The organism is Shewanella sp. 5S214 (assembly GCF_041439795.1).
Taxonomy (GTDB): Bacteria; Pseudomonadota; Gammaproteobacteria; order Enterobacterales; family Shewanellaceae; genus Shewanella; species Shewanella vesiculosa.
In genome coordinates, this window is sequence record NZ_JBGOOV010000029.1 from 20,551 (window position 1) to 44,265 (window position 23,715).

The following is a 23,715-nucleotide window of genomic DNA, read 5'->3' on the forward strand; positions in this document are numbered from 1 at the left end:
ATTACCCCTCCAGCTTAGAGCGATCGCGAACGGCACCTTTATCAGCACTGGTGGCCAATAATGCATACGCCTTAAGCGCTAATGACACATAACGTTCACGAGCAACCGGCTTCCAACCTAGCGGACCTTTGGCATCCATCGCAGTGCGACGCTGAGCAAGATCTTTATCGCTGACATTAAGTTGAATGCTACGCTTGGGAATGTCGATGGCAATTTGATCGCCGTTCTCGATAAGTGCAATGGTGCCACCTGACGCCGCTTCTGGTGACACATGACCAATCGATAAACCTGAAGTACCACCGGAAAAACGCCCATCGGTAATTAACGCACATTTAGTGCCTAAACCACGTGATTTTAAGTAGGTTGTTGGATAGAGCATTTCTTGCATACCCGGGCCACCTTTAGGGCCTTCATAGCGGATAACCACTACATCACCTTCAACGACTTCGCCACCGAGAATACCGGCTACCGCATCGTCTTGGCTTTCATACACTCGAGCGCTACCAACAAAGGTTAAGTTAGACTCGTCTACCCCTGCGGTTTTCACAATACAACCATCAACGGCCACATTACCTGACAATACGGCTAAGCCCCCTTCTTGGCTAAAGGCAAACTCACGCGAACGAATACAGCCATTTTCACGATCATCATCAACACTGTCCCAACGACAATTTTGGCTGAATGCTTTCGTGGTGGGAATACCAGCAGGGCCGGCACTAAAAAAGCGGATTACATCTGGATCGTTAGTTTGTTTAATGTCGTACTTAGCTAAGACTGATTTTAAATCACCACCATTGTCTGCGGCCACATGCGGTACATCGTTATGGATTAAACCTGCTCTATCTAACTCGCCTAAAATCCCCATTACCCCACCAGCACGGTGAACATCTTCCATATGATATTTAGGCGTTGAAGGCGCAACCTTACATAGATGAGGCACTAAGCGCGATATGCGATCAATATCCGCCATGGTAAAGTCAATTTCCGCCTCTTGCGCTGCGGCGACTAAATGCAACACAGTATTAGATGAACCTCCCATGGCAACATCGAGTACCATGGCATTTTCAAATGATTTAAATGACGCAATATTACGTGGCAAGGCAGTTTCATCGTCATGCTTGTAATAACGTTCAGCAAGCATCATCACCCGGCGACCTGCTTCTAAAAATAATTCACGACGGTCTTCATGAGTTGCAAGCATTGAACCATTACCCGGTAAAGACAAACCTAAGGCTTCGGTTAAACAGTTCATTGAATTAGCAGTAAACATACCCGAGCATGAGCCACATGTAGGGCAAGCACTGCGTTCAATTTGCTTGCTGTCTTCATCACTGACATTAGAATCTGCACCGGCAATCATGGCATCGACTAAATCAAGTTTAATAATTTGATCAGATAACTTGGTTTTACCTGCTTCCATTGGGCCACCGGACACAAATACCACCGGAATATTTAATCGCAGCGCGGCCATTAACATGCCTGGGGTAATTTTATCGCAGTTAGAAATACACACTAATGCATCGGCACAATGAGCGTTGACCATATATTCAACACTATCTGCAATTAACTCACGAGACGGTAAGCTGTACAACATGCCGCCATGACCCATGGCGATACCATCATCGACGGCAATAGTATTGAACTCTTTGGCAATACCGCCCGCCTCTTCAATCGCGCCAGCAACCAATGAGCCCATATTCTTTAAATGTACATGACCCGGTACAAACTGGGTGAACGAATTGGCAATGGCAATAATGGGCTTACCAAAATCATTTTCTTTTACGCCAGTGGCACGCCATAGTGCGCGGGCGCCTGCCATGTTGCGGCCTTCGGTACTGGTTGCTGAACGTAATTTTGGCATTGCAAATATCCTTGTTTAATGTGGAGCGCGTTACCGATTTGATCACGGATAACGTTCTAATAAAGAGTGATAAAAAAACTTAACTGTTTGCTGCTTGATCCAGTGACACTGCTGGCAAAACTTTACAATGCATCACATCAATGAGTTTATCTAACTGGGTACTTAACAATTCAATGGCGCGTTCGGCCTCAACCCATAAGTCGACCGCCATACTGGTGTCGTCGTTGATGCGCACCTGCATTTGAGTGACTTTAAATCCACGATGGCGAGTCACACGGAGCACGCGTTCAAGTACCTCGGGGCGTTGCTGAACGGTTATTTCTAATGCATGCATCATGTTTGCTTCTCCATTTGGTCCATCATGTCACTATTACTCGCACCTGGCGGTACTAAAGGCCATACGTTAAAAATATCATCAATCGAAACATGCAGCATGTAAGGACCGCTACTGTTTAACATATCATCTAATCCTTGCTCGACTTGATCCGCACGCGTAATGGTTCGGCCAGGGATATCAAATGCCGACGCCATAAGGACAAAGTTAGGGTTATCAGATAAGTCTGTTTCACTGTAACGTTCTTCAAAAAATAGCTGTTGCCATTGCTTAACCATACCCAGTTTTTGGTTATCAATCAGTAAGATTTTCACCGGTAATTTACGGCGTTTAATGGTGGTTAACTCTTGGACATTCATCATAAACGAGCCATCACCAGAGACAGTAACCACAGTCGCATCTGGGCGTGCGACTTGGGCACCAATGGCAGCAGGTAAACCAAAGCCCATAGTGCCTAACCCTGCGCTGGTTAAATGATCTTCAGGGCGGCGGAACCACATGTGCTGTGCAACCCACATTTGATGCTGGCCCACATCGCAAGCAACTACGCTGTCTTCCGGTAATTTATTGGCTAAACGACGTAACATCGCTGGCGCATAAATTAAATCACCTGGATGGTGATAATCCCATTGATGCTTTCGAGACAACTCCTCAACATCTGCTTGCCACTGACCAATATCAAGCTTATCTGCTACCGCCGAAGTTAATGCTGGCAACACTATGCTCAACTCGGCGGCAATGGCGACATCCGCTTGGCGTAACTTGCCAATTTCGGCGGCATCGATGTCTAAATGCAATACTTTGGCATTACTGGCGAAACTGGCAAGGCGGCCAGTAACCCTGTCATCAAAACGTGCACCGACAACCATCAATAAATCGCATTCTTGCACTGCAAGGTTGGCACCTTTACCACCATGCATACCCAACATGCCTAAATAACCTTTAGTCCCATGTGCAATACTGCCCAAGCCTTTTAACGTCGCTACCGATGGGATACCCGTGGTGTCGATGAACTGACGTAAATGCGCAACAGCACCCGCCATCCCCACACCACCGCCAACGTATAACATAGGTTTTTTAGCCTGCTTAATTAACACTGCAGCTGCATCTAAATCGCTTATCTGAGGTTGTAACTCATCAGCAACGCTTTGAAGCGGTGTTCTGTATTCTAATGCCGCAAGTTGGATGTCTTTTGGGATATCAACTAATACAGGACCAGGACGTCCTTCTGCAGCGATTTCGAATGCGCGATATAACGTTGGGATTAACTCGTTGATGTCGGTGACCATAAAGCTATGTTTGGTACATGATAACGACATACCTAATACATCGATTTCTTGAAATGCATCGGTACCAATAACACTAGTAGACACTTGACCGGTTATGGCAACTAATGGCACTGAGTCAAGTAAAGCATCGGCAAGTGAAGTGATGAGATTCGTGGCCCCTGGACCTGAGGTGGCAAAGCACACTCCGGTTTTACCACTGGCGCGGGCATACCCTACAGCAGCAAACGCAGCACCTTGTTCGTGACGACTAAGCAAGTGTTCTACCGGACCGCCATAAAGGGCATCGTAGATTGGCATAATCGCTCCGCCAGGATAACCAAATACGGTTGTCACACCATGTGCTGCTAGTACTTTGATTACTGCATCCGCGCCGCGCATTTTCTGTCCTGCTTCCATATGTTGCTCTCTACTTCGTCAATGGTTCTGCTGCTCTACTGTGTGGTTGTTTTTCTTTAAGCCTAAAACTAAAAAACCCCCGGTCCTTTCGGAGCGGGGGTTTTTGCAATCTGTTTGACTCTTAGGTCAGTCTAGTTGCCAAACGCCACCCCCGCTGTGACTTAATAATCACTACGGTAATAATTACGAGAATGAGCATGGCTGCATGGTTTAACATGTTTTAGACTGTATCCTAAGTTTCTAGTAAATAATTTGTTTAGTTATGTTCAAATAACGTTACGGTATTACTAACAAGTACCATAAAAGATTTACTTAGCACAACTAATAAATTGTCTTTATAAAAAAAATTCAGCTTCCCTGCCGAGACAATGCAAACAACAACAAAAACTTAACCTATGAGTTCAACGACATAATCAAGTTGAACTCACTCTAACTATTTGTTTTCCCCACGCCTCAATCAGGAGGATGAAGGCGTTTCGATTGATGCCTGTCCGACAACGGAGCTGTATTTCCAGCCAAAACTCTGAACAGGTACAACATCAGTTCAATTAAACAATTGGTAATTAGTGCTTAGTTCGCTTCCACAATGCCTTTCATGTCGGTCATGTAACCGCGTAATTCTGCGCCAATGAATTCAACGTCGGTATGACGAATTTGCTCATTCACTTCAATCAAACGTTTGTTATCAACACCATTTGATGAAACATCCAGCCCTGCACCTAAATATGCAGCTGGCATGGCATTCACATAATCACGTAACATTGGCACGGCAGCATGGTTGAACAAGTAACAACCGTATTCTGCCGTATCCGAAATCACTACGTTCATTTCGTATAAACGCTTACGTGCAATAGTATTCGCAATCAAAGGGGTTTCATGTAACGACTCATAGTAAGCAGACTCTTCAACAATCCCTGCGGCAACCATGGTATCAAATGCCAGCTCAACACCGGCTTTGATCATCGCCACTAAGAAAATACCTTTATCGAAGTAGGTTTGCTCATCAATATGTTCAGATGACACTGGCGCATTTTCAAATGCGGTTTCGTTAGTTTCCGCTCTCCAACGCAGCAAGTTAGCGTCATCATTTGCCCAGTCTGCCATCATAGTGCGAGAAAACTCACCGCTAATAATGTCATCCATGTGTTTTTCGAATAATGGCTTAAGGATAACTTTTAACTCTTCAGCCATATCAAATGCTTTGATTTTTGCTGGGTTAGATAAGCGGTCCATCATGTTGGTAATGCCGCCGTGCTTAAGTGCTTCGGTAACCGTTTCCCAACCTTGTTGAATTAACTTGCCGGCATAACCAGGCTCAACACCGTCAGCGACCATTTTCTCGTAGCCTAAAATGGCACCCGTTTGTAACATGCCACATAAAATGGTCTGCTCGCCCATTAAGTCTGACTTAACTTCAGCCACAAACGAGGACATTAATACACCGGCACGGTCGCCACCTGTTGCACTAGCATAAGCCTTAGCAATGGCTACACCGTCACCATTAGGATCATTTTCTGGATGGACAGCAATCAAGGTCGGTACGCCAAAACCACGCTTATATTCTTCACGAACTTCTGTCGCTGGACACTTAGGTGCAACCATAACAACAGTAATGTCTGGACGAACTTGCATGCCTTCTTCAACAATATTGAAACCATGTGAATAAGATAGCGTAGAACCTTGTTTCATTAATGGCATAACCGCATTAACAACATTAGTATGTTGCTTGTCTGGTGTTAGGTTTAACACTAAATCAGCTGCAGGAATAAGCTCTTCAAAGGTGCCGACTTTAAAACCATTATCGGTCGCTTTTTGCCATGAGGCACGCTTTTCAGCGATCGCTTGCGGACGTAAGGCAAAAGAAATGTTCAGCCCTGAGTCTCGCATGTTTAAACCTTGGTTAAGGCCTTGTGCGCCACAACCTAAAATAACGATATTCCAATCTTTAATATATTGGCAACCATCACTGAATTCAGTACGGTCCATAAAGCGGCATTGTGCTAGTTGAGCTAATTGTTGACGTAAATTCAGAGAGTTAAAATAGTTAGCCATCTGATACCACCTTTAAAATTTAATAATTTGGGACTCAACATCTTATAAGTCAGCGACCTTAAGCGTTGTGATTGAAATCACTATAGCGCATGCATATGATTGCTTAAAATGATATATTCGGGACGTCACGTTGCAATTAATGCAACATGGACTAATGAACCTCATACTCAACTGAATTTGTGCTTTAAGGTACTGTTATGGATATTCGCTCACTTAAATTGTATTTACACTTGTGCGATAGCCTGCATTTTGCCAAAACTGCAGAGCAATCTCATGTCAGTCCCTCGACGTTAAGCCGTGCTCTACAGCGTTTAGAAGAAGAAGTAGGCAGTAAATTGTTCGAGCGTGACAATCGCAGTGTCACTATTACCCATGCAGGCATTGAATTTAAAGGTTTTGCGGAGCAAACTTTAGCGCAATGGACCCAACTACGCAGTCGGATTGATCCCAATCAGCAGGTGTTACGCGGTAATCTTAATCTGTATTGTTCGGTGACCGCAGCTTACAGCCATTTACCGGCACTGTTAGATCGCTTTAGACGTGAACATCCCCATGTAGACATCAATCTCAACACCGGAGATCCGGCAAATGCAGTCGGCCAAATTCAAAAGAATCGTGCTGATATTGCCATTATTGCATTGCCAGAGGTGCTCCCCAGCAGTTTGCATTTTACCCCGATTGATAAAGTACCGATTTCTGTCATTGCACCCACAATACAATGCCAAGTTCAGCAATGGGTCAATCAGCCAAAAATTGACTGGGCTAAATTACCTTATATCGTACCGGACCATGGTCCCGGCAGAAAAAGAATCGATTTATGGTTTAAGCAGATGGGGATTAAACCCAATATTTATGCTCAAGTATCCGGTCAGGAAGCGATTGTCTCTATGGTCGCACTCGGTTGTGGGGTTGGTATTAGCCCAGAAGCGGTGATCCACAACAGTCCGGTGCGAGAACGTATCCAAACCTTATGGTCACCGGTGCCGATTCCTCCTTTTGAATTAGGCTGTTGCTGCAAAGAAAAACGCACCAATGATCCAATCATTAGTGCGTTCTTAGACATCATTTAATCGTACCGAGGCGACTTAGGCTTAAGCGGATAGACGATACTTAAGGTAGAGGTGGCATCTCAATATCTAAACGAGTAACCAGTAATTGGTCCACTTTATATGAATCAATGTCGACTACCTCAAACTTATAACCCGCGTAATTGACAAAATCAGTCCGTTTAGGAATTTTGCGCAACATATACATCATAAAACCAGCAATGGTTTCGTAATTTTGATTATGCGGAAAGGCTTCAATATTAAAAGCGCGCATCACATCAGTGATAGGCGTCACACCATCGACTAACCAAGAATTGCCATCACGAGCCACTATTTGCTCCTCACTTTCGTGTAATGACCACGCCCCCATCACGGCGCTTTGTAAGTCATTAGTGGTCACAATGCCGACAACTAAAGCATACTCGTTCATGACCACCGCAAAGTCGGAACGATTATTCTTAAAATATTCCATCGACTCAGACAAGGTCAACGTATCAGGAATGATCAGACAGTTATGCACTAAGGTACTGCCTTTTAGGGTGATGTTCTCGCCGTTAATCACCCTAATGAGCAACTCTTTGGCATCAACAAAACCTTTGATCATGTCCAGTTGGCCATCACAAACAATAAACTTGTTATGTGGATTCTTAGCAATTTTTTGTTTGATGACTTCTTCACTATCTTGCAGTAAGAAATACACTAAACTTTCACGCGCCGTCATTGCAGAGGTTACCGATACCGACTGCATTTCAAACACGTTCTCCATCATTTGCTGCTCACCTTTATCCATTACACCAGCTTCAGTACCTGCGGTCATCATGGCGTAAATATCATCATGAGTAACTTGATCGTTTCGCGCTGTAGGCACTTGCAACAATTTAAAAATCGCGTTGGCCAGGCCATTAAAAATCCACACGAAAGGTTTTAACACTTTAATACACAAAATAATCGGCATCACAAAAGTGACCGCGACTTGCTCAGGGATCACCATGGCAATCCGCTTCGGCATTAAATCAGCAAATAGAATGAATAAGGATGTAACTGTGATAAATGAACACACAAAACTCAGTTGTAAACCCCATTCGTTGCCTAATAAAGGTAACAATAGTTGTTCAAAATGAGGTCTAAAAGCAGACTCTCCAACGATACCGCCCATGATCGCCACCGCATTGAGGCCGATTTGGACAACGGTAAAAAAACTACCGGGATGAGCTTGAAGTTTCAGCACTTTGGCTGCACGTAAGTCGCCCTCATCAGCCATTAATTGCAGACGAATTTTACGCGACGCCGCAAGGGCAATTTCGGACATAGAAAAAAAACAACTAATGCCGATGAGGCACAAGATGATGACTAAATTATCAGAGAGGCTCATAGTTTACCTTTACCTGAATACTAGCCAAAATATCAGGAATGTATGGACATATCATTGTTACAAAATGGGTAAATGTAAAACCAAAGCGATTGATTTAAATAAAAAATCAATAAAGCTAATGATTCAATACAAATAGAAATAACGACAGATGGAATATGATTATAGCGTTTCACAGCAAAAGGCCTATTGATTAACAAGCCTCTCGTACTATAAAGCCGCGGTATTCTACTCAACATCAGTGATTTAAACTAGCGTGCCAGCATAATTATATCTGAGTTATTTGGGCTTTATCACGCAAAAAAACACATCGCTGCTAGACTATAATCACGTGTTGATTTGTATATTATTCAAACAAAAGGAATTGTTAATGGCGATTGCCTGTGTATTTACCCGAGCGAGTTGCGGTGTAGAAGCGCCGAGAGTCACAGTTGAAGTCCATTTAAGTAATGGTTTACCAGCATTTAATCTGGTGGGATTGCCAGAAACGTCAGTTAAAGAAGCTAAAGAGCGGGTCAGAAGCGCGTTAATTAATGCAGGATTTGAGTTCCCGCAACGACGGATCACTGTCAACCTAGCGCCAGCAGATTTACCTAAGCAAGGCGGTCGCTATGATTTGCCTATTGCCGTTGGGATTCTCGCAGCATCAAATCAAGTCCCAGCCAAAGCATTACATCAATGTGAATTTGTCGGTGAACTGGCTCTTTCCGGTCAAATTCGCCCTTGCAGTGGCTTGTTACCTGCCATTATTGCCGCCCGTAACGATCAGCATCATTTCTTTATGCCTATCGAAAATCGCCATGAGGCAGAGCTCGTTGGCTATCATCACAGTTATTTTGTCGCCCACTTACAAAACTTAGCTGCATTTCTACACGGTCAAGCACAATTACCTTTACTCGATACTCTCCCCGAGTGGATTGAAGAAGAGCCGCAACAGCAATCATCACTTTGCATGAGCGATGTCATTGGTCAATATCAAGCCAAACAAGGATTAGAAATCGCAGCTGCCGGGGGACATAACATGCTATTCATAGGCCCCCCTTGCTACCCACAACTTAAAATTAAGTTGACAAATAAAATCATCTAAAAATGGCTGCTTACATAAAAAACATTGTCAACCTATTTGTAATGGAAGTTGACATTTATGACAAATATCTATGCTTGGTTGACATAATATTGTCAACCAATAATATCCAATACAACGTCTTCAGCATATCGTTACTCAGTAAGTGCCTCATTGCGTCTCTCTACAATATGATTTTCACGACCTTGAAGCGTTTCAATACGTTTTAAACGTTTACTTTCCTATTCTGAAACAGGATTTTTTTGTCCCAAACTTGCATTAATAGACTCAGCTGATTGTCCATTTTACATTTAGGATAAATCTGTTCGATATACATATATGTTCGAGTAATAATCTCACGAGCTGCTACAGGAGGTTGTATCTTGCGATTATTAATTTGCATGTCGTAACTACCAAAGTCAAAATGCACAGTGGACAACAGAGTAAAATTGTTCTCGATATCTCAATTGTAGTGGCATAGTTATTTAGGCGAACACATGAGATCGATAACCAGAATAACATTTAGTGCTGAATTCAAACTTGAAGCAGCCCAATTAGTCCTCGATAAAAACCATAGAATCATCGAAGCTGCAAAGGCGATAAACGTGGGTAAATTCACTATGGATAATGGGTAAGACAGTTAACACTAGAACGCCAGGGTGGCACACCAAAAGCCTTTCCCATTACCCCTGAACAAATTGAAATTTGTGAACTGAAAAAACAAACAGCTCCTCTTGAGGAGCATAGTCTTATCCTAAAAAAGGCTACCGATCTCTTGATGTCAGACTCGATGAACAATTTACGCTGATAAGTGCACTCAAGCCAGTCACTCAACCAGATCAAGTATGGTGTGGCGATGTGACGTATGTTTGGGTCGGTAATCGTTGGGCATATTTAGCGGTTGTTCTAGACCTGTTTTCCCGTAAACCTGTTGGTTGGGCATTGTCATTATCGCCTGACAGCGAGTTGACATGCAAAGCCTTGAAAATGGCATTTGAGTTAAGGGGTAAACCTGAGAATATGATTTATCACAGCGATCAAGGTTCGCATTACACAATGCTTGAAGTTCAGACAGTTATTATGGCGTCTTCAGATTGAGCAAAGCATGAGTCGACGCGGGAATTGTTGGGATAACGCACCAATGGAGCGTTTCTTTAGAAGTTTGAAATCTGAATGGGTACCTGTAAATGGCTATGGGAATTTTACAGAAGTAGATAAAGCGATCACAAACTACATTACAGGATATTACAGTGAAACTAGACCCCATCAATATAATGGTGGATTAACACCAAATGAGTCAGAACGTTTATATCGGAATGACTCTAAAACCGTGGCCAATTTAACTTGACCACTACAATAGTAACCATTGGACTCGTTATATTTTTATTCCACAACAAACTCTTTAAAATCAGAAAAATCCTTAATAGCAGAGTTATGGTAGCCTTTCAACCATTCAAACTTATCAATAACCCTTTGTAAATTATATCTTTCCTCATCAGAAGATAATGCTAACTTCCTAATTTTTAGCTCTGACAATTTATTGGAAATTGCTACAGCATGGCGATTGACGAAAAGTTTTGAGGATTCTAAATTAGACATGTACGCATTAAAGTTTTTAAGTATAGCTTGACAGACCATCTTATGATTCCGATCGACACAACTCATGTTGTACCCGAGATAATCAAGATAATAAACTCCTTTTTCATCGCATTTCAGAATTGAGCGACCATACATTTCATTACCCAGAAACTCTACTTCTTTAAGTAGCTTCTTATCAGAAAACACGCTGTCGCTAAAAGCTATTCTTGGATGAACTGCTACCTTACTTTCTGTATGGTATGCATCAATCAATCCTTCACCTACTGCGAAATTATTATCCAAATAGCAGTATTTAGTTGATATGCCACCGCGAAGAAACAACTCTTTCTCTTTAAAACAAGAGTATATAAATGACTGTAATCTCATCAATACAATAAATAGTGCATTCGCTGAATGCATATTTTTCTTACGCTCAATTGTTAGGGATTCGACTTCCTTAGGGGAAAGATTGATCACTAAGGAATCTGATATAAACGAATACTTGATATCGTAGAACTCGTATAGATCAAATTGTTTATTGTTTTTATAAATTTCTTTTACAGATTCTGAGTTTGAAAAATCAAAAATGGCTTTATTTTGATTCATAAAATCAATGAACTCTTTAGCCTTATCCTCTGTGTTTATTTCACCATTAATATCACGATATCCAAGCATATCGATAAAGAATGTCCATGATATGAGCTTCATTAAATCTCACTTATTTAAAAGTATTGGGGAAAATATAACTTGAATAGCTTTAGCGAATCCATTGATTAACAGGTTACTCCTCAACGAATGTCTGCAGAGACAAAGTTTAACAGTTGCGCGCAAAGTTGTAGCCCCTCGAACCAACTGAGAAAACCATCAATCGGTGCACCATTCATGCTGATATCAAGTGTTCGATTCCTCCATGTGAGAGGAAGACCGGAGTTACCTCTCATGTTCCAATGCCCATTGTGAGCGATTGCATTCCTATAATGTCGCGCGAACTGATACCAAGGTTCGTTCGCGACACTCAAATTGTTAGAAGTCACGTATTCTTTTGTAACCTCGAACGATTGTAAAACCATCTGCCTGAACGTATATTCGACAACTTGACGGGCAGATTGCTCACTCAGGCTGGAGTTAAATCCTATATGGTAGCAAGTGCCTTGTGCAAGTTGGTAATTAACGTCAGTAACCGATAAAGTGCCATCATCCAGTACGTTTATCTGTATCGTGGCGAGTTGGCTGCGAGATGGTTCGGTCATGAGAAGTCCATAGGCTCCCGAACTGAACCAGAAGCTTTCTCGAGCGGCATTTAGTCGTTGTGCAGCTGTATCTCTATCAATCATGACACTCTATTGAAATCGAACCGTTGTATTGTGCACATTTATCTCATGAGAACAGTAAAAATGCGCATGATTAACTATCTATAATAAATAGAACTTATCAGCTTTTTATGTAATATGTCATCAATAAAATTATTAAAGCACGTATTTCAAACTTATTACCAAATAACAGTACCCTTTAGCGCTCAAACAAAACATCGAGCTTTGATGATACCTGAAGAATTATTCAAATATATAAACTTTGAAAAGTACACAATACTGAGTTACTGGACAATGGTCTATGGGTTCTAAAACCTATCCAGCTAAATGATCCTTTCGATTCTCATAAAATTACTGGTTAATGATGTAAGTAAATCTGAATTTATCGAAAGTTTTGGAAAGTTTCAGATTTGGTATAAAAGTAAAACTGGCAAACATATAACTTACAATAGCTTTGATGAACTATTTAAGAATGGAAAGCCAAGCGAAAATCTTAAACAAAAAAGCGAGTATGGTTGCCGATTACTGGAATAAAAAATCTGAAACAGTTGGAATACTGTCTCTATCATCAGATCCAGTTAATACTCTGATGTGGTCACACTACGGTGATAACCACTCAGGCATCTGCATTGGCTATTGTCCTGAAAAACTCTTTCCTAAATCGGAATCTATGGTTAGTGACTGGTTACACAAAGTCGACTACAAAGAAGAGAGTGAAATCACTGGAAACGCATTCTTGCTATATGCAGCTAGTGATATGTGGCATTCAAACGATGCTGCGCTCTCATTATTCTTTAAAACTCTTTACACGAAGTCTATAAATTGGAAGTATGAAGCTGAATAGCGGTATTTATTACCTGAGAGTGGTGGGCAGGTATTCAACTTGAATATTGATGCTATAAAAAGTTAACTTTTGGCCTTAAAACCTCAGAAGAAACAAAATCAGCCATTTGCTCTTGTATCATCAAAAAATGACTCATTTTTACCAGACAGTACGTGATCGTAGCAGTGCCAAATTATCTCGAGAGATAATGGATACAAATTCACCATACTGGGTGAAATCCCCAGAAGAGTGCTAACAATAAATTCCAGAATACGTCTACGCTGCTGAATTTGGCGTTTAGCATCAAGGCAACGTTGAAATTTTTAATTATGGTGCAAAAATGAGTAAAATCTGTACATCTTGTTTTGACAATCATGGCATTAAAGAAACTGCTTTAAGTGTTGTTGATAAACAAAGTGACGAGATCATATGTGAAAGTTGCTTAAAGACAGGATATTACTTATCAAATGATGAGCTTCTCTCAGTCATGAATCAGTTTTTTGTTACCGGTTCAATCCCTCCGGAGGTTGGCGGACCAGCCCCTATGTTTCAATTCAACGAGCACAAATATCCCGGAGATGTTGAATTTCTCACCGAACTGGATAAAGATCTAAAAAAAATATCTCAAACAACCAAAGTTGGTCTTTTTCATTATGGCCCTCCGATTTGGCGACTGGGGTATACAGAGCATTACCAATCGTTAGTATTTGATAATGTACAAGGAATTGAAAGGAAAGACATATGGCATGAAATCATTAGTCGCTGTGCTGACGAAACCTTAGATGTGGGGGGACATATCTACCGAGTACGAACTGGTGAAAAACTGCCACCTGCAATACCCTCTGAATTTGATACACCACCACAAAAATATACTCAAGAAGGGCGATTCAACTCTGATTCGACTCCAATATTTTATGGTGCTACTGACATTGAAACATGTCTTCATGAGACGCGATCGTCATTATCGGATTATATTATGCTGGCAAAGTTCTGTGTGACAAAACCACTTAAAATCCTTAACTTATCACGTACTGATGAAAGCAATGCTGTTACAGAGTTTGAACGCATAGATCGTATGCTTCAAAGACTGGCGTATGCAGGGAAAGAGGAGTATAAAATTTGCCAAGAACTTGCTAATGAAATTGAGCAGCGTGGATATGACGGTTTTATTACTCACAGTTATTTTGGGCAAGCTCATAAGAAAAAACTCTTCAACATTTCATTGTTTGGTTATCCAGTAGCTAGAGAAAAACTTGAATTAAAATCAACAAATAGGCTTAAGGTCACTTCCATTGCATATGAGTATTCTTATGGTCCAGTTAATGACAACCATGTTCTGGACAAAACTAAATTAAAAAGCCTGAGTGAAAAAATGAAGAATGTAGCATTAAATGGTGATATAGACCCGACACAAATGAGTGCATTAATGGATGACTTTTCAGCACTATTAAACCCTAGAAGTGACAAACCAATCTAATGCTTAACAAGGCCATCAAGATGATGCATTACACTCGATGGTTTGGACATTGAACTCAGTGTGCTTTGCTAGTTTAGTGGAGCACACTTTATAGCAGGCGTTACTGTATATCGATTGTCGAACTTTCTCTAATGACACTCATCACATCAAGAGCTTTAACTCTAACAAGTTTTTGTCCAGAAATGAGTCAAATTATCCGTTGGTTTGGTATAACTATTAAAATTAAGGCATTATCGAACAACTCTATTTGTGAGATATTTATTTATGATTATTTCTAAAATTATACTTCCTCTAACATTTCTGATTTTTAGCTTTACTGCCATCGCAGAAGGCAATACATCTAACGATTCATTCAATAAAGCTAAAAAGATGCTTGAACAGCAGGTATATAAAGACCATAGAGTGACTATTTACTGCGGTGCTAATTTTGATGCAAAAAAAAACATACATGCTCCTGAAGGTTTTGTGACAACAACTCATTTAAAACGAGCTAAAAAAGTTGAATGGGAACACGTTGTTCCGGCAGAAAACTTTGGCCGTGCATTCAGTGAATGGCGTGACGGACATACCTATTGTGTTGATAGCAAAGGTAAGTCATTCAAGGGCCGTAAATGTGCTGAGAAGCTGAATAAAGAGTATCGGTATATGCAAGCCGATATGCATAACCTTTTCCCTGCCATAGGAGCTGTGAATGCTTTAAGAAGCAATTATAATTTCGTAATGTTGTCAGCTGAGGTTAAATCAGACTTTGGCAGTTGCGATATGCGTATCGATAGTCGAAAAGCTCAACCGCCTGAAATGGCTAGAGGGCCAATAGCTCGGACGTATATGTACATGGAAATGACCTATCCGAAATATAAGATGAGTAAACCACAAAGCCAATTAATGCAAGCTTGGGACAAGCAATATCCTGTTTCGAAATGGGAGTGTAAGCGATCCAAGCGTATTGAAAAGCTTCAAGGTAATACAAACCAAGTTGTCGATAGTCGTTGTCATAATACGAAATTTTAATCGATATGAAGTTTTCTGCGGATGCGGATCAATTGGTTGTCACATTTTCAGCTTAATTTGGCGATCAGACATTTACGCTCAACTGATTAATTATTGAACACCTATTGCAATCCCACGTATTTACTGGGGTTACTAAAGATTAGATGGAAATTTAACCGACTTATCCACAAATAGGGACCATCCTCCCCCTTGCAAATCACCGTAAACCTCATTATCTTGGTATAAATCAAACCTGAGAGCACAATATATAGTGTTTTTTTTGGGTGGTTGCCACTAAAGCAGACTAACGTAAACCCTGAGAAAGTTAACGTTAGAAGGCTTTCGTCGCGGCGCAAACGCATCGCGTTTACTTCTTGAAGTGAGATTTCGATATCATCTCAGTTTTCAATATATGCCAAAGTGTAGCGGCATAGTGAATTTGGCCACCTCGATGAGATGAGATGAAATAGCGTGGCGCATCAGAACCTCATGACGAGCTTAGAAAAATTGAATGCAGAGGAGCAAAAAAGTGCACGATTACGCAATATTTGGGCACAATAGGGCTACCATAGGACGATGGCTTGGTGTCGCATCTGTAATTGTGACAGGTGCTATTTCATCGTTATTGGTTTGGCTATACGAAGCAACAAACATAGAAGCATTCGCAACTGCCATAATAACACCAGCCATAATTTATTTCGTTCTTCACTATTGCTTTGATAGATTTGGTTGGAAAATTCCGTTTTTTAGCATCCCAGATATCAGTGGCATATGGTCTGTAAAAGGCGAGACTCTAAATGAAGACGGTTCTACAAAGTACAACTGGGAAGCTGAAATAGATATCGAACAAACATGGGAACAGATCTGTATAACGCTAAAAACGGCACAGAGTTCAAGCGAAAGCTATACCGCAACTCTCGGTAAAAAATCAGGAACAAAAGGTGGCTGGATACTCCACTATAGCTATACGAATAACCCTGACTCCAATCAATACCATGAATTGAATTCTCACAAAGGTTATTGCGAGTTAGTTTTTAACAAAGAACTAAACCAAGGGGAAGCCGCTTACTTCAACAGTAACGGCAGAAGGACTTTCGGGAAAATGGTTGTAAGGAGAGAGCTGCAATGATCAACTTTGAAAAAAGACTCGAAAATCTAAAAAACCGTCGCCAAGGGACAGCTGAGCGAGATCGACTAGAAAAAGGCAAGTATTCGTTCTATGGTGATCTCCGACCGACAGAAACACATGAAAGGTTACACGAAAATGCCGCGATAAAATATGTGATTGGCTCAATGGCAGCAGTTAGCCCAGAGTCCACACAAGTATCAAAGGACGAAGGTGAAAGAGTCTCATCAACGTTGTTAGAAATGTTAAGAACATCAGGAATCTATGCTGAAGCAAAAATGCAAGGTTCTGTCGCATTGGATGTTCATATTGAAGGTCATTCAGATGTAGATATGTTGATACTAAAGTCGGACATAATTACTATCCAAGGCCCAGCATTACCTGAAACCAACTATTCAGCCCCCAGCGATACCAGACCAATGGTTGAGATTGTAAAAGAGCTTAGACTCCAGTCTGAAGCGAAACTAACATCTCGATATCACGCAGCTAAAGTAAACACTAGCGGTGCCAAATCGATTGCTCTTAGCGGGGGAAGCCTGAAACGAAAGGTTGATATTGTGCCAAGCAGTTGGTTTGACACGCATGATTACCAAAGAACAAAATCGGAGCACTTCAGAGCAGTAAACATTTATGACAAAGACAATCATGTTTTAATTGAGAACAAGCCTTTTTTACACATCAAGAAGGTTAATGACAGGGACGCACAGTACAGTGGCAACCTTAAAAAGGTAACTCGACTAATGAAAAACATTATAGCCGACATGCCTGAATACAAAAAAACGAAAGCAAAAGAACTGACAAGTTATGACATTGCTGCAATTGCCTATTCCATGAACGAAAGTTTGTTGTGCAGCCAAAACTTACCGTTGACACTACTCGAAAACTTACGGTCATATTTACTAATCATTTCGTATATCGATTACAGAAGAAACTCGTTAATAGTCCCTGATGAGTCAAGAAAGATATTCAATAACGAAGAAAAGGTTGAGGCGCTACTAATACTCTACAATGAAGTAAACGAGCTTGCTGAAGCAGTTCAAAAAGCTATCAACCCATTGAAAGAAAAATATGATGGCGATGTATTAAAGAATAGACAAGTGGTGTTTTTTTAAGAAAAAAATACCCATCCTTAGATGGGTATGGCTCTCAGTATGGAGTTAAGCTTCCACTCTTAGAGCATAGAAATTTTAATCCTAAGCTCACAAATTAGAGATAGGAATCTAGCTCAGTTTTGTCCAGGTACAGCTTAGGGTGATAGATCTAAGCCGCTATTTGCCCCAAAGCTTGCTAGAACTCTTTTAGTGAATCGAAAACCTGCGAACGAGTTACCCTCCAAATTCTTATCTATTAACCGAAGTTTTAGCACTTCATCTTGAGTGAGCGAAACTTGGTGGGTATCAGTTATATTCAGACTTAATTAGTATTGAGCGTTTTTAAGTCAATTCACATGTGCGTGTTTCCGGATGGTACATTTGATGGAAAGCTGATAAGTTCATTGCAATACAAGTATTTAATTATGCGCGCTTTTACTGGTCGAATGAGGTAAACACGCATGCGCACGAATAAAATATTATGTTTCAGGGAGGGTTGAGTGAAAAAATCACATCATGGAATACTAGAATATATATACGAAAATGATGATGCTGGGATACGAGAGCTATCGAAAATCATGATGCGTAAACATAATGATCATCGAGATTTCTATGCGTTAGCTGCGCTATTGGATTCAGGTTATATTGGCTTTACTGGACCAATTAAGCTTGATGAAGAGAACAATGTAAATATCTATAGACAAGTGAGGATATTTCAGGCTTATTCTCAGGGTGATGGCACACAAACGTATCAAGATGAAACTATCTTAGGTAGTAATAACCCAGACAGTTACATGTATATTGGGTCTAAGGGGATAGAATATTTTCACAATCGAAGCGAATCTCGTAAAGGTTGGTATTTAACTTTTACGTTGGCTCTTATTGGTGCCATCATCTCAGGTGTTGTTGTTAGTAAACTTACTGTAGCTTGCGCTGGTTAAGGCAGCGATAAGCCAAAATAGGATTGTGCATGAAACTAATACTTTCAATCGTTTTCAGTGCTTTACTTGTAGGTTGTGCAACACCAGTCAGCCATACGAATATTCCACTATCCACATATGATAAAGATACCGAGTACGGTATAGAAGATCGTGAAGATGGATTTGGAATTACAGTTTACTACTCACGATATCAGTTCATACCTGAAAGTGATGCTGTCGCTACCGCTTGCAAAAGCCAATTAACAGCAATTGCCTGGGAGCATTCCGATAAAGTCGGTAAGCCCATTGCAAACGTGAATGAACAACGCATTCGAATCTCTATGGGGCGCAATGGGATTTCCGGTATCACGTCTTGCCAAGCTACAGCAATCGTGAATTGGAAGTAAGGCTTATAACAAGCCGCTCAATTTAGTTCCGGCCACAAAAAGCGTGACCTTCACTAGGACTCGTTTAGCTCGTCCTTTAGCGGAGCGTTATGTGCCAGCAGAGTTTTGAGGTAATAAATTGAAGTATCAAGAATTGTCGAAAATTGCATTAGATCCATATAGCACCGAAAAGAGTATCGAGTTGCTCAAGCTGCATGGAGTTAGTGCGCCAGATTCTGTGATTGAACAGTTTTATATTGACCATAACTCTAACAATCGCTTTTTAGAGCTCTACGGTGATCTATCGCTTCATGAGTTAAAGTGGGAGTTAGTTGAATTTGATACGACGAAGTTTTTGAAAATTGGTAGAAACGCTTCATTCCCAGATTTCCTTAAGGAGGTCTCTGAAGATGCATCGCATTTCGAAGAGGTTGGGGAGGCTGTTATTGATTGTCGAGAAGTAGTGCTCAATCATTGGAAAATGCACGGTACTTGGTTAAGCCCACCTATATTCCTAGATGCAAACGTTCTTGGTGGCAAGTCTAGTATGCCTCATTTAGTTGAGGGGCACTCAAGGGTTGGGTGCCTACTTGGTATCCAAAAATATGGAATCATTCCGTTGGCTGATAAGCACAAAGTGTATTGGGGTTTTGTTCACAAAGGCACATAACAAAGCGTTATGTTTCATGGAGTACCGTATAGTGAGTAGAATTGATTCGATAATCCAGAAAATTCGTGATGAAATATCAAAAGTAGCTGAAGACTTCAATTCAGAAACGAAGGAACTGATAAATTTTATAAATGTTGTTGATGAAAAAGCATACAACTCAGTTATTGATTCTTTTTACTTGCTTGAAGACACTCAGCTAGCTAAAAGCGAATTTTGTAAAGTGGACTTCATTAATGAATCTTTTGGGAAGCTTTACTTGATGTTCTATGGTGTTTTAAATTCATGTTATATGCAACAGCAGGCAATATTAGTAATATGCCAAAAATTAAGTATTGAACAAAATATATCCGTCATAAAGAGTGCAGAAGTAGTTGCTTACCGGAATGATTTTTCAGCCCATTCCCCTAATAGAGGGCGAGACAAATCAGAGCATAGTTTTATTCTAGACAGGTACGCGATGAGACAAGCTAAAGTTAAAGGATACACTGCTAATCACGAAACGGGAGATATCTTTCGAGAAGCAGATATAAACTCGTTAATTTTAGAATGGGATTTGGTATTAGAAAAACAATTAGATTTAATCGCCGAGAGAGTGTTAAACACAAAAGCGTAACAGGGCAATTAAATCGGACGTATAACAGTTGTCGTGGTTTTGCTAAAAACAAAAAGCTCTCAAAAATAGTACCAACTTACGCGCCGTTTATTGCAGGCGTTTTCTCATAGAAATTTTTATCCGAAACTCACGAATTAGAGCTAAAAATCTAACAAAGTTATGTCCAGGTACGGTTTAGAGTGACCACACTAAGCAGTTATTGCCCCAAAACAAGCTAGAGCATTAAACCCCTCCATGTGTTCTACCGTCTGGTTTACCATAATTTTTGTTATCGTACTTTATACATATCTCTTTGAGATTGTATTTTTATATATTGGTATTGGCATTAAAGAAAAGTCGTGCACAGCACGGTTTTTGAGCATAAATATTGAATAAGTTATTATAAAACAGTAGGCTATATTTTACACAAAGTTAGATAACAGACAAAGAAAGTATGATAACGCGCATGCGCGTTATACAAACATTAGAGGGCATATGGAACATTTACGCACAAAATATAGTCACGAAATTACAAGCATATTACTTGATGGTTTTGAAACAGAACTGCTAGATGCTGCTTTTATTAATCTGCTTACTCCAAATCCTCTAAGGCTAAATAACTTTGCTTATGCTCTGAGGGAATTGACACGGCACTTGCTTCATCGACTAGCCCCTAGCGATGAATTACAAAGCTGTACATGGTTTAAACCCGACCCAACATCAAAGACAGGTATAACTCGAAGTCATAGAATCAAATTCGCTATTCAAGGGGGACTTTCTGATTTTTACGTAATAAATAAACTAAAAATAGATGAATTGAATGACGTATCCAAGAATCTTATTAAAATAATTAGTGAACTTAGCAATTATACGCATGTAGAACATACAACTTTCAATACTGAATTACAGCAAGTTGAGAATGTAGCAACAAAGTGTCTAGATGCTACATTGCATTTTGTACAAAAAATAAATGAACTCAGAGTCTTAGTTGCTGAACGCTTATTAAATGATGTAGATTCCGTTCTTCTTGATCGAATTAATAGTGAGTCGGTTGAAGAGTTAATGGAGTTGTCTACGCATCAATTCATAGAAGAGATTGACCCTGATACAATTGTTGTGGAAAAAATAGGGGTTACTTCACTCAAAATGCAAGTCGATGGAACTATACATGCAATACTAATGTATGGTTCAGCTTCAGATCGAAGAAAGGATAATGGTGCTGAAATACCCGTAAGTTTCCCTGTACACAGTGAAATGGAAGTTCATTTTAAACAGCCTCTTGGTAGTGATATCGATTTAGATATCTTTAGCGTCGACACTTCAAGTTGGTACGATTAGCCCTCTAAAATGGCGAATCAAACGTAGACACTACCTTCTCTCTAAATCCGCCCAAAAGCTCAAAAGACTGGGATATTAAGCCTATTATATTCTTAGATGTGGTTGTATCCAGAAAATCGGATTGTAAGGGCTTTTGTTTATAGCTACTTCCAAATTCTAGTTTGTTAGTAGCTATAGATGAAATGCCATTTTTCATGATTTTATTTTCATCTAACAATACTACTTCTGACAAACTGACATTGACGGGAGCTCTAAATATTACAGGTTGTTCGGGTATTTCTTCTGCTATTCGATTTGCAAATTCAACAAGTTTTGGCTCTGCAAAGGTGAATAGCCATGCTTGCTGATCAACTGATGTCGTCATACGTAAAATACGGCCTAATATTTGTCTAAAGTAGAGCTCGGTTTTAACTCTACTTAGGTGACAACATACTTGCAGCCGTGGGATATCAGTTCCTTCACTTACCATCCCAATACTTACTATCCAGTTGATTGAACTGTTCCTAAATTCATTTATTTTATGTGAAGGTTCGTCTTCTTTATAAGTAACAATTTGAGCGGTTTGATTAAACTCTGTTTTAAGCATGTTGAAAATATATGTAGCGTGCTCTGTTGATGAGGAAACAATAAGCCCTGCAGCATTAGGATTGACCTTTTTGATGATTTTAAGCTTGTCTGTTGCTAGTGTTAAAATATGTCGGATCGCTTCATCATTTTTGATGACCGATTGATAAGGAACTGATGTACCTTTGAATAATTCATCAAAACAGCAAAAGGTTTTTGTCTCATTGGCTTCGTCAGTAACAGATATTTTTTCGTTATCTATTAGTACTATTTTAGGACTTCGACACACAACGTCAATAATGGCCTCTTTTAGACCATAAATATAATCACATTGAATTTTATTATCTGGATCAGTATATCGAGACAAGGTAATAGGAGCCTGATCTGAACGCCATGGAGTCCCTGTCAGAGCCAAAGTGTACTGAGCTTTATCTTGTATGTTGAGTAAAATCTCTTCACCCCAAGCATTTGCATCTTCAATAGTTCTCCCTGAACAATGATGGATTTCATCAAAGACCACTAGTACTCGATTTTTTTCTAGTAATTGCCAAAAGTCTTCTTTAAAAGATAGCATTCCTTGGTAAGTATAAGAGCATCCGATAGAACCAATCACACCATCAAATCGACATGACAACCGGTGCGAAAACGTTTTTTGAATTCCCTGTGCAATATTTACTGAAGGCGAAAAACAAAGAACAAAATCAATAAGGCCTTGTTCAAATAATCTAGCGGTCACCTCAGATGCCATAACCGTCTTTCCTGCCCCTGGAGTAGCTAAACAAAGGAAATGTCTCTGATTAGCACTAAATTGCTTTATGGCATGATTGACGCACTCTGACTGCCATTGCCTTAGTTGCATAATATTTACTTCTGTTGGTGAGCGAGCACAGACTTAATTGCCTTTATCTGTCCCAGTAACTTCGAACTATTTTCTCTAGCAAGCATATACTGTGACTCAAGATGCGATTTCATTTCAGGGAATGAATTATATAAACGCATATATTCTTCTGACTCTCCAATACTTGTGAGCAAATCAACTTCCGATTGCTTAAGACGTTGTTCTAGATTTTGTATTTTATCTTTACTAATATTTTCTGCTTGCGATAAAGGGTGATAACTTCGCTCATCACTAGTGCTTATAATGAAATTCGTTTTTGAAAATAATTCTGTCTTCTGGTATGTGATAGATTTTAAGCCTTCATTTTGAGATTTTTTCAAAAGCCCTTTTTTAACCAATCTAGATATTTGTCGATAAATGAAATTGTATGTTTGGCTTACACTTTCACAGCCTTGTGAAACTGCATGATATACATCCCGTAATTCTATAACTTGAAAATGATTGAAGCTCTCATCCTGGAGAATAGTATGTAATGTTGAACATATTTTGATTGAAGCTTTTGACATAACGTTCTCACAAGGTTCTATTACTCACTCATTTTG

The 23,715-nt window shown here is 40.1% G+C and carries 20 protein-coding genes and 2 pseudogenes; 13 read left to right on the forward strand and 9 right to left on the reverse strand.

Features of this window, described 5'->3' with window-relative positions:
- Position 1 precedes the first annotated feature (1 nt).
- The 4 genes from ilvD to ilvC all read right to left on the reverse strand — a co-directional run bounded on the left by ilvD (position 2) and on the right by ilvC (position 5,932).
- Positions 2–1,861 carry a dihydroxy-acid dehydratase gene (gene ilvD / locus ACED29_RS17135; RefSeq protein WP_371698175.1) on the reverse strand — a complete coding sequence of 620 codons (1,860 nt, stop codon included), beginning with the start codon at positions 1,859–1,861 and terminating at the stop codon, positions 2–4.
- A 79-nt stretch (positions 1,862–1,940) separates the two neighbouring features.
- Complete coding sequence (ilvM, locus tag ACED29_RS17140; protein WP_123778371.1) at positions 1,941–2,198, reverse strand: acetolactate synthase 2 small subunit; 258 nt, start codon at positions 2,196–2,198, stop codon at positions 1,941–1,943.
- Positions 2,195–3,880, reverse strand: a complete 1,686-nt coding sequence (gene ilvG / locus ACED29_RS17145; RefSeq protein ID WP_371698176.1) for an acetolactate synthase 2 catalytic subunit — start codon at positions 3,878–3,880, stop codon at positions 2,195–2,197. Before ilvG ends, ilvM begins: the two co-directional genes overlap by 4 nt.
- Before the next feature lie 570 nt (positions 3,881–4,450).
- Positions 4,451–5,932, reverse strand: a complete 1,482-nt coding sequence (gene ilvC / locus ACED29_RS17150) for a ketol-acid reductoisomerase (protein ID WP_124017531.1) — start codon at positions 5,930–5,932, stop codon at positions 4,451–4,453.
- A gap of 197 nt (positions 5,933–6,129) precedes the next feature.
- On the opposite strand from ilvC, the gene ilvY reads away from it, so the two are divergent.
- Positions 6,130–7,002 carry an HTH-type transcriptional activator IlvY gene (gene ilvY, locus ACED29_RS17155; protein WP_182723113.1) on the forward strand — a complete coding sequence of 291 codons (873 nt, stop codon included), beginning with the start codon at positions 6,130–6,132 and terminating at the stop codon, positions 7,000–7,002.
- 40 nt (positions 7,003–7,042) lie between these two features.
- On the opposite strand, the gene ACED29_RS17160 is transcribed toward ilvY, so the two are convergent.
- On the reverse strand, positions 7,043–8,350 hold the full coding sequence (locus ACED29_RS17160) for a hemolysin family protein (protein WP_124017529.1): 1,308 nt from the start codon (positions 8,348–8,350) through the stop codon (positions 7,043–7,045).
- A 367-nt stretch (positions 8,351–8,717) separates the two neighbouring features.
- Between ACED29_RS17160 and ACED29_RS17165 the strand changes: the two are divergent.
- Positions 8,718–9,389, forward strand: a pseudogene (locus ACED29_RS17165) (magnesium chelatase domain-containing protein); the annotation flags it as partial.
- A 518-nt stretch (positions 9,390–9,907) separates the two neighbouring features.
- Positions 9,908–10,758, forward strand: a pseudogene (locus ACED29_RS17170) (IS3 family transposase).
- Positions 10,759–10,793: 35 nt separating this feature from the next.
- Here ACED29_RS17170 and ACED29_RS17175 read toward each other — a convergent pair.
- Positions 10,794–11,696, reverse strand: a complete 903-nt coding sequence (locus tag ACED29_RS17175) for a hypothetical protein (protein ID WP_371698177.1) — start codon at positions 11,694–11,696, stop codon at positions 10,794–10,796.
- An 80-nt stretch (positions 11,697–11,776) separates the two neighbouring features.
- The gene (locus ACED29_RS17180) at positions 11,777–12,322 is read right to left on the reverse strand and encodes a hypothetical protein (protein ID WP_371698178.1); all 546 of its coding nucleotides are present in this window, start codon (positions 12,320–12,322) and stop codon (positions 11,777–11,779) included.
- Positions 12,323–12,770: 448 nt separating this feature from the next.
- Here ACED29_RS17180 and ACED29_RS17185 point away from each other — a divergent pair, with 448 nt between their 5' ends.
- From ACED29_RS17185 to ACED29_RS17230, 10 genes are all read left to right on the forward strand, one after another.
- Entirely contained in the window at positions 12,771–13,142 is a 372-nt protein-coding gene (locus ACED29_RS17185) for a DUF2971 domain-containing protein (RefSeq protein ID WP_371698179.1), read from the forward strand.
- A gap of 319 nt (positions 13,143–13,461) precedes the next feature.
- Positions 13,462–14,598 (forward strand): RES family NAD+ phosphorylase, encoded by a 1,137-nt coding sequence (locus ACED29_RS17190; RefSeq protein ID WP_371698180.1) that lies wholly within the window; start codon positions 13,462–13,464, stop codon positions 14,596–14,598.
- Positions 14,599–14,862: 264 nt separating this feature from the next.
- Positions 14,863–15,609, forward strand: coding sequence for an endonuclease (locus ACED29_RS17195; RefSeq protein ID WP_371698181.1), 747 nt, complete (start codon positions 14,863–14,865; stop codon positions 15,607–15,609).
- A 508-nt stretch (positions 15,610–16,117) separates the two neighbouring features.
- Complete coding sequence (locus tag ACED29_RS17200) at positions 16,118–16,717, forward strand: pancortin-3 (RefSeq protein ID WP_371698182.1); 600 nt, start codon at positions 16,118–16,120, stop codon at positions 16,715–16,717.
- Positions 16,714–17,826, forward strand: coding sequence for a hypothetical protein (locus ACED29_RS17205; RefSeq protein ID WP_371698183.1), 1,113 nt, complete (start codon positions 16,714–16,716; stop codon positions 17,824–17,826). Before ACED29_RS17200 ends, ACED29_RS17205 begins: the two co-directional genes overlap by 4 nt.
- A 479-nt stretch (positions 17,827–18,305) precedes the next feature.
- Positions 18,306–18,746, forward strand: a complete 441-nt coding sequence (locus ACED29_RS17210; protein WP_371698184.1) for a hypothetical protein — start codon at positions 18,306–18,308, stop codon at positions 18,744–18,746.
- Between the two features lie 29 nt (positions 18,747–18,775).
- Positions 18,776–19,132 carry a hypothetical protein gene (locus ACED29_RS17215; RefSeq protein ID WP_371698186.1) on the forward strand — a complete coding sequence of 119 codons (357 nt, stop codon included), beginning with the start codon at positions 18,776–18,778 and terminating at the stop codon, positions 19,130–19,132.
- A 118-nt stretch (positions 19,133–19,250) separates the two neighbouring features.
- Positions 19,251–19,781, forward strand: a complete 531-nt coding sequence (locus ACED29_RS17220; protein WP_371698187.1) for a hypothetical protein — start codon at positions 19,251–19,253, stop codon at positions 19,779–19,781.
- Positions 19,782–19,812: 31 nt separating this feature from the next.
- On the forward strand, positions 19,813–20,394 hold the full coding sequence (locus tag ACED29_RS17225; protein ID WP_371698188.1) for a hypothetical protein: 582 nt from the start codon (positions 19,813–19,815) through the stop codon (positions 20,392–20,394).
- Between the two features lie 474 nt (positions 20,395–20,868).
- On the forward strand, positions 20,869–21,711 hold the full coding sequence (locus ACED29_RS17230; RefSeq protein ID WP_371698189.1) for a hypothetical protein: 843 nt from the start codon (positions 20,869–20,871) through the stop codon (positions 21,709–21,711).
- A 4-nt stretch (positions 21,712–21,715) separates the two neighbouring features.
- Here ACED29_RS17230 and ACED29_RS17235 read toward each other — a convergent pair whose 3' ends face one another.
- A complete protein-coding gene (locus ACED29_RS17235) occupies positions 21,716–23,134 on the reverse strand; it encodes a DEAD/DEAH box helicase (RefSeq protein ID WP_371698190.1) in 1,419 nt (472 codons plus the stop codon).
- A gap of 5 nt (positions 23,135–23,139) precedes the next feature.
- Complete coding sequence (locus ACED29_RS17240) at positions 23,140–23,679, reverse strand: response regulator (RefSeq protein WP_371698192.1); 540 nt, start codon at positions 23,677–23,679, stop codon at positions 23,140–23,142.
- Between the last annotated feature and the right edge of the window lie 36 nt (positions 23,680–23,715).